This is a genomic window from Pandoraea pneumonica (genome assembly GCF_049918595.1).
Lineage (GTDB): Bacteria > Pseudomonadota > Gammaproteobacteria > Burkholderiales > Burkholderiaceae > Pandoraea > Pandoraea pneumonica_A.
Map to the genome: position 1 here is coordinate 10,929 of NZ_JBNCRZ010000009.1, position 12,832 is coordinate 23,760.

The 12,832-nt window shown below is 60.1% G+C and carries 4 protein-coding genes; 3 read left to right on the plus strand and 1 reads right to left on the minus strand.

Going from position 1 to position 12,832, the window contains the following annotated elements; translation table 11 throughout:
* Positions 1 to 16: 16 nt before the first annotated feature.
* Positions 17 to 11,191: a hemagglutinin repeat-containing protein gene (locus ACPWR9_RS25440; protein WP_426300660.1), complete on the plus strand. Its 11,175-nt coding sequence runs from the start codon at positions 17 to 19 to the stop codon at positions 11,189 to 11,191.
* A gap of 27 nt (positions 11,192 to 11,218) precedes the next feature.
* Here ACPWR9_RS25440 and ACPWR9_RS25445 read toward each other — a convergent pair whose 3' ends face one another.
* The gene (locus tag ACPWR9_RS25445) at positions 11,219 to 11,377 is read right to left on the minus strand and encodes a hypothetical protein (protein WP_426300604.1); all 159 of its coding nucleotides are present in this window, start codon (positions 11,375 to 11,377) and stop codon (positions 11,219 to 11,221) included.
* 197 nt (positions 11,378 to 11,574) lie between these two features.
* Between ACPWR9_RS25445 and ACPWR9_RS25450 the strand changes: the two genes are divergently transcribed.
* Positions 11,575 to 12,123 carry a hypothetical protein gene (locus ACPWR9_RS25450; protein ID WP_426300602.1) on the plus strand — a complete coding sequence of 183 codons (549 nt, stop codon included), beginning with the start codon at positions 11,575 to 11,577 and terminating at the stop codon, positions 12,121 to 12,123.
* Positions 12,116 to 12,682 carry a hypothetical protein gene (locus ACPWR9_RS25455; protein WP_426300600.1) on the plus strand — a complete coding sequence of 189 codons (567 nt, stop codon included), beginning with the start codon at positions 12,116 to 12,118 and terminating at the stop codon, positions 12,680 to 12,682. Before ACPWR9_RS25450 ends, ACPWR9_RS25455 begins: the two co-directional genes overlap by 8 nt.
* The last annotated feature ends 150 nt before the right edge of the window (positions 12,683 to 12,832 follow it).

The window sequence follows — 12,832 nt, forward strand, 5'->3', positions numbered from 1 at the left end:
CGGTGCGACGCGGCTTATGGTCGGCGCGCTCGGGTTGAGCGCCGCGGCGTTCTGCCAATCCGCGACGGCACAGATCGTTCCCGCAGCGGGCCCGCACGCGCCGGGCGTTGGCGTGACGCCGAACGGCCTGCCACTCATCAACATCACTGCGCCGAGCGCGGCGGGTGTCTCCCACAATCAGTACCAGCAATTCGACGTGCCGACCCAAGGCGCCATTCTCAACAACGCCGCCACGATCGTTCAAACGCAGACCGGTGGCTTAGTGCCGGGAAATCCCAATCTCACCGGCGATCCGGCGCGCCTCATTCTGAATCAGGTGACGAGCGCGCTCTCGTCGAATCTCGCCGGGTATCTCGAAGTGGCAGGCAGCCGCGCCGAAGTCATCGTCAGCAACCCGAACGGCATTACGTGCAACGGCTGCGGCTTCATCAATACCTCACGCGGCGTGCTGACGACCGGCTTGCCGGTGTTCGGCGGCAGCGGCTCTCTCGAAGCATTTCGCGTCACCGACGGCACCCTCTACGTCACCGGCAACGGCTTTAACGCCAGCAACCTTTCCCACGCGGCATTGCTCGCGCGTGCTGTTGAGGTCAATGCCGCGATTCACGCGCAGCAACTGGACGTCGTGACTGGGCGGAACGAGATCGACGCGTCGACATTCGACGTACGCTCGACCGAGGCATCGTCAGGGGTCACGCCCGCATTCGCACTCGACGTGTCACGTCTTGGGGGCATCTACGCGGGCAAGATTCGGCTCATCGGCACCGAGGCTGGCGTTGGCGTCAATGTCGACGGCGACGTCTCGGCGAACGGGGGAACGCTGACGTTGTCGAGTGAAGGTCAGTTACGTGTTTCAGGGAAATTGCATTCGGGCGGCGCGCTCCACGCGAAGACGGCCGACAGCATCTATGTGAGGGGCGATGTGCTCGCCACCGATGCGCTGCAGTTGCAAACGACACGCGATCTGATCAGTACAGGGCAACTTCGCAGCGAGGCTGACGTCACGCTCGCCGTCGGCGGCATGTGGCAGCACGGCGGCGTGGGGTCGGCGGCTCGACATTTTCAGGTCAACGCGGACAGCGTGGCATCCGCGGGAACGATCGCCGCTGGCGCCAACCCGGATGGGACTGCGGGTCAACCGGCGGATATCAAGCTATCGGTCGCGGGGTCACTGCGGGCCACAGGTGCCCATACAGCGACCGGCGGCATCCATTTCACGGCAAACACCGTTGACCTGAGCGGCGCGAAGACCACCACGCCGCAGCATCTTTTTGTTCATGCACTGGGCGGCCCGCTCTCCATGGCCGGTGCGACGACTCGCGTTGGCGAAACAGCAACATTGACCAGTCAGGGCGAGCTCATTCATGACGGCGCGTCGTTAGCGACGCAGCATCTGTCGATCGACGCGGCGGGGCTGAAGAATCGGGGCGGAGATGTTTCTCAATGGGGAGCGTCGGTAACGAACATCTCCCTGCGCGGCGCGTTGGATAACCGCGACGGGCGAATCGCCGTCAACGGCTCGGACCTGCTGCTGACGTCCGAATCGCTGGACAACACGGCAGGCAAGATCGACCACGCAGGCGCTGGCGCGACACGTCTGCTGACCGGCCGATTCGAGAACACCGACGGCTCACTCGCGACGAACGGTGCGCTGCACCTGAGCGCAGACAGTTGGCAAAACGAACAGGGCGTGGTTTCTGCGAAGCAAGCGCTCCATTTGCTAACGCGCGGGGTGGTGAGCAACCGCACTGGCCTGATCCAATCGGGAGGCCTCTTCTCCCTCGACGCTGACGCCCTGCAAAATGACGGCGGCCGCTTGCTGGCGTTAAGCGACGCGACGATGCGGATCAACGTCACCGGCGAGCTGGCTAATCGGTCCTTGAATCGTGAATCGGGGGAACTGGCGAACGCGGCGCCGAATAGCGTTCAGGGGGAAATTGCCGGGAAAGGCGATGTGATTGTGACAGCCGGAAGCGCTGTCAACAGCGGTAGATGGGTCTCCGAAGGCGCGTTCCGATTTGAAACGGCAGGTAGCTTGCTGAACACCGGCGGCCAGATTCTTGCGCGGGAACGTGTCGCACTGGCCGTGCGCGAACTGCTGGACAACACTGGGGGTCGCGTCCACACCGAAGGTCAGCTAGACGTCTCGGCCAATACCCTGCGCAATGTGCGCGGTGAGATACATGCGGGGTTGCTGGCGGTAGACGCCGTGCGGCTCGACAACACGTCGGGCGAGATTGTGCAAAGCCAACCGTCCGAGACGCCGAATCCGCAACGCGACACGTCTCCACATCAGCACCACGACGCCGCCCCACTGTTGAAGATCGCCGAAGCCCTGACCAATCGCGACGGCACCCTCCGACTTGCCGCCCATGACGCGCAGATCGACACCAAGACGTTCGACAACACTGGTGGCACCGTAGCGCATGCCGGGGATGGCCACTTGGCGATCCACGCCACGTCGCTCGATAACCGCAGCGCCCAGGTCGGCACGAACGGCGACTTGCGACTGACCGCGAACTCGCTCGGCAACGATCACGGTCGCCTCACGGCGTTGCGCTCGTTGACGGCAGACGCAGCCACCTTCATCGACAACGCTTCCGGGACCATCGCCGGGCAAGCCGTCGCGTTGAAAGCGCAGACGTCACTGAATAACGCGCTCGGCACCATTGAATCAGCGGACACACTGGACATTCGCGCGCGACAGTTGAACAACGATAGTGGCGCGGTGCGCAACAGTGGGCAGGGTCGAACCGAGATCGTTGCGACAGACGGCATCACTAACCGGCAAGGCGCGGAAATCGCGTCGAATGGTGACGTGACGGTCCGCACCGGCACGCTGGACAACACCGACGGTACGCTTCGGTCGGGCGAATCGCTCACGTTGCAAACCGCAGCGGACCTGATCAACGACCGTGGCGAACTGCGTGCAGGCGACACGCTGGACGCCATCATCGGTGGTGCATTCATGAACCGGTCAGGCCGTGCAGCGGCCCACGACGCGCTGCGTCTTGCGGTGACAGACGGCATCGACAACGCCAATGGTCGCATCGAAGCCGTCGGCGACAGTGCGCAAATCCGTCTTTCGTCTGCAACGCTTAACAACGAGGGCGGGACGATCATCAATGTGGGCACTCAAGCACTAGATATCGCTGTGCTTGGGCATTTGCGGAATCAAGCATCGCAGGTATCGGGTGAAGGCAATGGCGAAACGCGCGGCGGGGTTATCGCCGGAAACGGCGTCGTCAACCTTTCGTCGGGCAGTCTTGAGAATCTGGACGGCGCACGCATTGAAAGCAGCCACTCGCTAGCGGTCGCGACCAGCGGTGACTTCACCAACCGGCAAGGTCACCTTCGAACCAACGGCGCACTTTTACTGAAGGTGCAAGGCGATGTCGATAACGGTGTCGGTGAAATCCATGCGGGAGGCGCACTGCTGGCACACGGTCGGAGCATTGCCAATCAGCGAGGCAGCGTTCGCGCGAAAGACGCGATATCGCTCACGACGTCCGGCGAAGTCGACAACATAGACGGCGAAATCCACGCCGGTGGTGACTTGCAGGTCAGCGGCAAAAGCATCCGCAACCGGCAAGGCAAGATCCGCACCAACGACGCGCTAGCGCTTTCAGCACAAGACGTTCTCGATAACAGCGACGGTGCAATCCATTCGAAAGGACCTGCGACCGTAAGCGCCGAGCGCTTCATCAATCAGCAAGGTCGACTTCGAACGAACGACACACTTGCGCTGGCGGTACGTCACGACATCGACAACTCGGGTGGGGATATCCACTCGGAGCGCGCTTTAAAAGCGAATGGCGAGAGTCTCGCGAATCGGCGGGGCCGCATTCGATCAAACAGCACTGCGACGTTGACGGTAGACCACGATCTGGACAATTCCGATGGAGAAATCCACTCGACAGGTGCATTAAATGGGCGAATAGGTGGTGCACTTAACAACGTTCGCGGGAGCATCGAGGTCGCGGGCAATGCTGCGGGGCGCGGCGAGAACGATCCCCGGTCAACCGACGCGTCACAGACCACCGACGACACCGATGGCAACAACACGCCAGCCGTCTCCGACGAAACCCTCACGCTGAGCGCTGCGACGCTCGACAACACGGACGGTCGCATCGTCAACGCCACGCTCGGAAAAACGACACTTCATGCTGACGAGATTCGCAACGACACAACGCTTACGCCTTCCGAATCCCGCCCAACCGGATTCATCGGCGGAAACGGCAACGTCGAGCTACAGAGCTTGGTGTTACGCAACGGTTCGGGCGCCGGGATCCATTCCGGGCAAGACTTGGCGCTCACGATTCGCGACCGCTTCGAGAACGTCGGATCGCTGTTCAGCGGCCGCGATCTGCATCTGACCGGTTACGACGGCAAAGGTGTTCAGGCATTCGACAATCTCGGGCAACTTCAGGCACGACAGGACGTCAGGCTCACCGCATCGCGGATGAATCACCGCGGCGGCGAGATTGCCGTCAACCGGGATCTGCATCTGAGCGCCGACCAGTGGCTTGGCACCGGTCAGCTTCGTGCGGGCAACAACCTGAACATCACGTTGCCGGGAGACTTCACCTTTGGCCCGTCTCACGATTGGCGCACAAACGGTGATCTCAACCTGACGATCTCTGGCCTGTTGACGATCGGCGGTGAGCTCGCGGCAGTACGCAAACTTACCGTGAATGCCGCTCGCGTCCTTAATCAAAGCGGCGGCCGAATCAAAGGCAAGACAGTCGTTGCCAACGCCACCGACCGAATCGACAACGCGTCGCGGATCGATGGCGACGATGTCCAACTTCGCGCGCCGGTATTGCACAACACAGGCGCAGTCATAGGCGAGCGCATTCGATTCGACGGCACTCATCTGACCAATTCTGGCGCCGCTGCCGTTATGGCGGCAACGCAGCAACTGGATATCTTCGCCCAAGGTCAGGTACTCAACGAGAACGGCGCGACGTTATATAGCCTCGGTAGCTTGCGCATCGGCGCGGCGGACACGCGCGATGGCGCCGGGTTCCTCGCCCACCAAGCGGCGGGCTTAACCAACCGGTCGGCAACGATCGAGGCCGGGGGCGACATCGATATTGCCGTTAAGACCTTCGTGAACGAACGGGGTCGAGTCAACATCGAGCGAGGCATCGACGAGGGAACGACAACCGCCGTTCGGCACGTTTGGATCGCCGGCTACGTGACGTTGCCCGACGACACCTCGCTTACGCGGTGCGCTGCCGCGACTGGCGCGCCATGTCAGGAATTGCCGACGCAGCATTGGAGCCATAGCCTGCGCATCGACGATGGGCCGACGATGATCGAAGAACGCATCTATGAGCTCAATGATCATGGGCAACCGACAGATCGCGTTAAGGAAACCAAGCAGGTCCCCAACCCCGGCAACATTCCGTTCTCCCAATGGCGCTGGACTCAAGAGGCACGCGCGGCCCACTCCGCCGAAAAGCTCTATGCGGTGAGCGACCCCATTGCCGTCACGTTGCCTAAGGGTCATCTCACCGCGCTCGACACTGAAAGCAAGACCTTCTCGTTGGCGAAGCCGATCATCGAGGTCTACAAAGACTCGGTGTATTCCGTCGATTACGCGACTCGCAACATTACGAAGCGCGCGGTGCAGCACTTCGAGTCCATTCAGGACGACGGGAATGGCAACTGGATCGTTCGCTTCTGGCCGGACTACGACCCGTCACAGCACATTCGGCCGACCGTGGTCGATGAGGCTCACCAACCGATTACCGGCGCGCCGGACGAGGGCGCACGGATATTCCGATACGGGCACGGCATTCAAGATAGCCGCGATACCAACGAATACCGGCGGCAAATCACGACACGCAGCACGGTCGATCGGATCATCAGTGCGGATGCGCCGGGTGTCATCGCGTCGCAGCGCTCGATTCGCTTGAATGTCGATGCGGGTAGCGCGCTGAACTACGCGTCGCTCATCAGCGCGGGTGGCAACCTCGACGTACGAGGCAACGGCGGCCAGATCACCAACCGTAGCGTCGGGCTTGAGCGCATCGAGCAGACCAGTCAAACGTCCGATCTGTACTGGCACGAGAAGCGCGGCAATCGCGACCGGTGGTTCACCACGGTGAACTTGGGCACGAGTGAGCGAAAGTCAGTCGTCGGCGTCCTCGACGCCTTGATCTCCTCGAATCAATCGACACGAATTCACGCGCGAGACATCGTGATCGATGCCGTATCGGCCGATGGCCAGGTCATCGATGCGCCGTGGGGCGATGCTCAGGTGTCGGCTCGCGTCCCGAACGTGCCCGAAGCCCCGGGTGTGGTACGGCCGGGAGATTCCCAGCGCCCCGAAATTGCCGTCGGCGCCGACGATGCCCCCTCCTCTGCCGTTTCCACTGCGTCGCAATCCGTCATCGATGCCCCGCAACAAGCGCGAGCGTCTACCGACGTGTCAGGCGCCCTGCAAACGCTCGATGCAGTGTCAGGGGGCATTCCCGACCTGACACTGCCGAGCAGTGGCTTGTTCAGCATTGTGACGGCGCCGTCGCAGCCATACCTCGTTGTCACAGATAAACGCTTTACCGATTACGGCAAGTTCGTGTCCAGCAATTACATGCTGGATCTGCTGAACATCGATCCTGCGGGTATCGAACGACGTATTGGCGATGGGTTCTATGAGGCGAAGCTGGTTCGTGAGCAGATTCTTCGCCTGACGGGTCGCGCGAGACTGACGGCCTACGACAGCGACGAGGCTGCCACCGCCGACACGGAATATCGCGCGCTGCTAACGCAAGGCGCGCGCGCCGGACGTGATCTTTCGCTTCGCGTCGGCATTCGTCTCACGCAAGCCCAAATGCAGGCGCTGACCGACGACATTGTTTGGCTGGTGAAGCAGGACGTCACCTCCCCCGATGGTTCGACGCACACCGTGTTGGTCCCGACGCTCTACCTCGCGCATGGCAAGCGTGTGCGCCTGCAACCTGGCGGCGCACTCGTCACGGGGCGCGATGTTGTCGTGGAAGCCAGCCAGACGGTGAGCAATCGGGGGCAGATCGTCGGCGATTCGAGTACGAAGATTCGTGCTGTGGATATCGAGAATCGCGGGGTGATTGGGGGGAGCGCCCCGGGAGGACAAAAGACCGTAGCAGCCGCGACGAACGACGGTAACGCCGATCGAGGCGGCACGAACGGGGTCGGCAGTGTGGAAAGCGTGGCACCCGTAAACGTCGACCGTGTGACGGTCGGCAACGTCGAAGTCATCGCATCGCGCGATATCACGAACATCGGCGGCGATATCCTGGGCAACCAGGTGCGCGTGGAAGCGGGCCGCGACGTCGTCGTGACCAGCCAAACTCGCACGGTCGATTGGGTGGGCGTTGGTGGTAGCGGCAAAACCACCAGCGTCGATGCCATCGGGAAAATCGGCGCGCTGGACACGCTAGCCGTGACTGCCGGACGCGACCTGAACGTCACAGGTGCGCAAATTCAGTCGGGCGGCGATACCGAGCTCGCCGCCGGACGTGACGTCTCGATCGACGCCATCGCGTTGGACCGAAGCTTCGGCGATGGCCGCACTGGCGACAACCGTAGCGTGACGCAGGTGATCGAACACGTCGCGTCGGTCGTCGATGTCGGCGGAAATACAAGCGTTGTCGCGGGCCGGGACGCGGTGGTCAAAGGTTCACAGATGACTACCGGCGGCAATGTTGTCATCGCGGCTGGCCGCGACGTGGAAGTGACTGCCGTCACTGACAAGTTAGATTTCTCCGGCCGGTCGCGCAACGAAGATCATGCCGCCACGGCTGACACCCACACAGAAAGCATTCACGGCAGCGACATCCGCGCGGGCGGTGCCATCGGCATTGCGGCGGGCCAAGTCGAAGCGGTTCAGCGCGTACTCGACGAGCGTGGCGTGCGTGCCTATGTCGCTGACGAGGGCTCACGCAAGGGCGACGCCAAGATTCTCGGCTCGTACGTGAGCGCGGGGGATAGCGGTGTTAGCAGCGGCAACCGGGATGCGGGTGACAAGGGCGCCGTACAAATCGTCGCCACCGGCGACGTGACCGTCGGCGGGGTCACCGCACAGCATGACGACGTTCGGTGGTCACGCGACGCCAAGTCCGGCCTTTTCTCCACAACCACGGAAGAACGCTACAAGGAGGTGCACGGGACGCAAACGACCGGCAGCACCGTCTCTGGCGACACCGTCTCGATTGCGTCCGGAAAAGACGTCTCTATAGTCGGATCGAACGTCGTCGCTGACGGCAACGTGAACGTTGCGGCGCAGGGCAACGTAGCCATCACGTCCGCCGAAGATAGCCAGCAGTCGCTCAGCATCTCGGAAACCAAAACCAGCGGCATGTTCAGCAGCGGCACGAGCGTTACGTTCGGCAACCGCAGCGAGAAGGAAACCAAACGTCGCGAGAGTACGAACCAGACAGGTAGCGTGCTCGGCTCAGTAACTGGTGATGTTTCGGTCCGGGCTGGCGACGAGTACCGACAGGAAGGCAGCGCAGTTATCGCGCCTGCGGGCGACATCGACATTTCGGCCAAGCGCGTTGCGATTACCGAGAGCGTTGAGCGGGACGCCAGCGAGCGTGAAACAGAGGTTCGCCAATCCGGCGTGACGATTGCAGTCAGCAGTCCGTTGCTCGCTGCGGCCGAAACCGTTGGCCAGGTGGGCAAGGCGGCGAGCAAGGTCGACGACGGACGCATGAAAGCGCTCGGCGTCGCCGCCGGCGGGTTAGCGGTCAAGAACGCCGCCGATACCGTCAAGAATCTGAAAGATGCCGCCAACGTAAGCGTCTCGATCACGGTCGGTGGCTCGTTGCAGAAGAGCCGCGAGACGCAGGAGAACATTACGTCGATTGGCTCGACGGTCAGCGCGGGCGGCAATGTTTCGGTGAGCGCCGAGGGTGATGGCAAAGACTCGTCTCTGCTCGTTCGCGGCAGCGATATCAAGGCCGGACAAGACGCTACGCTCAAGGCCGACGGCGATATCAGCCTTTTGGCGAGCGCCGACACTTTCGAGCAGCACCGCAAGAGCAGCGGTATCTCCGGTGGTATCGGCGTAGGCGTGTCGGTGGGCAGCAATGGCATGTCCATCGGGGTGACGGCGAACGCCAGCGCCTCACGCGGTAAAGCCGACGGCAAAGACCTCACCAACAACTACAGCCACATCACGGCTGATGGCAAAACCACGGTGGCATCGGGTGGCGACACGACCGTCAAAGGCGGCGTAATCGCCGGCGAGCGAGTCGTGGTCGATGTCGGCGGCGACCTGAGCCTGGAGAGCCTGCAAGACACCAGCGTCTACGAGTCGAAAGACCAATCCATCAGCGCCAGCGGCACGGTGGGCTTTGGCGGCGCGTCCGGCAGCGTGAACGTCAGCCATCAACAAATCAGCAGTGATTTCGCGAGCGTGACCGAACAGGCCGGGATCAAAGCGGGCGACGGTGGCTTTGACGTGACGGTACGCGGCAACACCGATCTCGTCGGTGCTGTTATCGCATCTACGGACAAGGCAGCCGAGTCGAATAGGAATCGTCTGAAAACCGGTTCGTTGACCGAGCGCGACATCGAGAACCACGCGGAGTACGACGCCTTCGGTGTGAGCCTGGGCGGTGGCGTGAGCACGGGTGGTGGCGATGGCGCTCGCGTCGGCACCGATCAGAAAGGCCGAGCCGAAACCGGAGCGAAAGCAATACCGGGCAGCGAGTTACCGAAGACCGGCCCGGTGAGCGTTGCCCCACCGGCGGTAGTCGCGGCAAGCGGTAGCGGGACAAGCGTAACGCGCAGCGGCATCAGCGCTGGTGTCATTGAAATCACAGATGAAGCGGCGCAACTGGCGAAAACCGGCAAGACAGCGGAAGAAGCCATAGCGTCCGTGAACCGTGACGTGTCCTCAGATCAGGATGGCGCCAACGCGCTAGCTAACGAGTTCGATCGCGAACAGATCGAGACAAGCTTCGAGATCACGCAAGCGTTGCAGCGCGAAGTTGGGACGTTTGTGAACAACCGTGTGAAGGAGTACGCAGACCTGAAGAAGGCTCGCGAGCAAGAGAAAGATCCCGTCAAGCTAGCCGAATTGGATAGACGACTTGAGGACGTGGCGAAGTGGGCACCGGGCGGCACGTATCGCCAGATAGTCACTGTCATTTCTGCCGCTGCCGCAGGCAACGTCAGCGCAGGCGTGGGCGAATTCGTCCAGCGTGCTGCCGTGAGCTATTTGCAAACTCTGGGCGTGGAGAAAGTGAAACAGATTGCCGACGACCTCGATAGCGAGACCGCGAGAGCTGCGCTGCAAGGCATTGTGGGATGTGCGGGAGCAGCAGCGTCAGGGGGCAACTGCTCTTCCGGGGCGCTTGGTGCGTCGGCGAGTGTGGTGCTGAACAACTTGATAAACGTAGCTAGCGATACCAATAGCCGAGATATCACCCCGTCCGAGAAAGAAGCCCGCATGAATCTAGTGCAAAGCATCGTCGCGGGAATTGCAGCCACGGACGGCACGAGCGCCGCCGCCGCCAGCGCAGCTTCGCGGCTGGAGATGGAAAACAACCAGTTCCAGCTTCCGGCCGGCATCGTAAGCGCAGGTGCTGCATCCGCGTCACTCGGCGAGTTCATGGCAAAGAATGGGGCTTCGGCTGAAGAGATACAGACGGCTCAGGCAGACCTACTCAGAGGATTAGGTACCAATGCGGCACAGCCAGCAACGGAGCTCTTGAAGAGTTGGGCGGCCTTTATTAGTACTGCGCCCGCTCTGATTTCCGTACCGACAGTCGGCGCCGCTAGTCTCATTACGGGAGGAATTGTTAGTGGCACGGCAAACAGCATCGTACAAGTCGCATCAAATGGCGAAAAACCCTTTAGCTACACGGATGCATTAATCGCAATCGCCGTTGGTTCGATGACCCAAGGAAAAGGGATTTTCACAACCGGAGTAGTGAGCAGTGGTGGTGCTTACATAGGTAGCAAACTGCAAGGAAATGACCCCACAAACCCAATAGCTGCTGCTGGCGCAGGCGCAGTCCTCGGAGGAGTTGCAGGAAAGTCCATCTCGAGAAATCTAACACCCGGCGTTACCAACAAATCCACATCAGAGCTACTCGAAACCATAACTGGCTCCGTAATAGGAGAAGGCATCTCAACCGGAGCACAAAAAGGCGCCGACAACTTTAAATTAAAAAATGAAAATCAACAATGAATCATTAAAGTTATTTTTATTTATAATTTACTCAACAGTATTTTTAACTACAATTTCCATCGGATCCAAGCTGGCAATATACACAATAATATTTTTAAAGAATGGATTATTCCTCTTTGATTTCAACGATCTATTTTCATCGATTAAAATAGGCGTTGGCACCGGATTAGCAGCCGGAGTCGGCATGTGGATCCTCGTCCGTATCCGAAAAAATTAAACACTTCCCCATCCAAGACTCCGACTGCGATTAGATCGAAACCAGCCTCGAGGTCATGCAAGCGTTGCAGCGTGAGGCTGGGACGTTTGTGAACAACCGCGTAAAGGAATACGCGGAGCTGAAGAAGGCTCGCGAGTAGGAGAAAGATCCCGTCAAGTTAGCCGAATTGGATAGACGACTTGAGGACGCGGCGAAGTGGGCACCGGGCGGCACGTATCGCCAGATAGTCACTGTCATTTCTGCCGCTGCCGCAGGCAACGTCAGCTCAGGCGTGGGCGAATTCGTCCAGCGTGCTGCCGTGGGTTATCTGCAAACGCTTGGCGTGGAGAAAGTGAAGCAGATCGCCGACGACCTCGACAGCGAGACCGCACGAGCCGCCCTGCAAGGCATTGTGGGATGTGCGGGCGCAGCAGCGTCAGGGGGCAACTGCTCTGCCGGGGCGCTTGGTGCGTCGGCGAGTGTGGTGCTGAACAACTTGATAAACGTAGCTAGCGATACCAATAGCCGAGATATCACCCCGTCCGAGAAAGAAGCCCGCATGAATCTAGTATCTAGTGCAAAGCATCGTCGCGGGAATTTCAGCCGCGGACGGCACGAGCGCTGCCGCCGCCAGCGCAGCGTCGCGGTTGGAAATGGAAAACAACCAGTTCCAGCTTCCGGCAGGCATCGTAAGGGCGGGGGCCGCATCCGTATCGCTCGGAGCGTTCATGGCTAAGAACGGCGCTACGGCGGAGGAGATTCAGACGGCTCAGGCAGACCTACTCCGAGGACTGGGAAGCGGCGCTCCGCAGCCTGCAACGGGACTATTGAAGAGCGGGTCGGTGCTGGTGCCAGCCATAGCGGGAGCGGTTTCACTTCCGGCGGTGGGTGTAGCAAGCGTGATAGTAGGTGGTGCGATTGGCGGCGGGTCCAATGTGTTATTTCAAATAACAACAAATGGCGAAAAACCGATTAATTACCGTGACGTAGCAACCGCAACTGCCGTCGGCGCCGCAACTCAGGGAAAGGGATTGATCCCAGTAATCGCCATTAACATTGGCAGCGTATATACAGGAAATCTATTCAAGAATGAGGATCCGTCGAATCCGATTATCGCAACCGGCACAGGCTCGCTTATTGGAGAGAATGTAGGATCTCTCGTCTCAAAAGCAGTACACGGCATTGCAAAACCACCTGTAGCTGAGGTTTTCGGAGCCATCGGTGGCGCGCTAGCAACAGAGGGCGTCACCGCAGAAATACAACAGCAACTCGACAATTCTCGAGGCCAAAAATGAAAATCCCCAAAAAAGCTCACATTCAAATATTTTTATTTATCATTTATTCAATATTTTTTTCATTTTTTCTATTCCTACTCTCAAGATTATCAGTGGCAATAATATTTGCGTTTATCAGAGGCGATTTTTATTTTCCGTGGAGCAGCATCA

What these genes read in the sequence shown, in the direction of transcription:
- ACPWR9_RS25440 (WP_426300660.1), top strand. Translation starts at nt 17, where the DNA reads ATGGTCGGCGCGCTCGGGTTGAGCGCCGCGGCGTTCTGCCAATCCGCG.
- ACPWR9_RS25445 (WP_426300604.1), bottom strand. Translation starts at nt 11,377, where the DNA reads ATGCCGACTCCGGCTGCTAATCCGGTGCCAACGCCTATTTTAATCGAT.
- ACPWR9_RS25455 (WP_426300600.1), top strand. Translation starts at nt 12,116, where the DNA reads ATGGCTAAGAACGGCGCTACGGCGGAGGAGATTCAGACGGCTCAGGCA.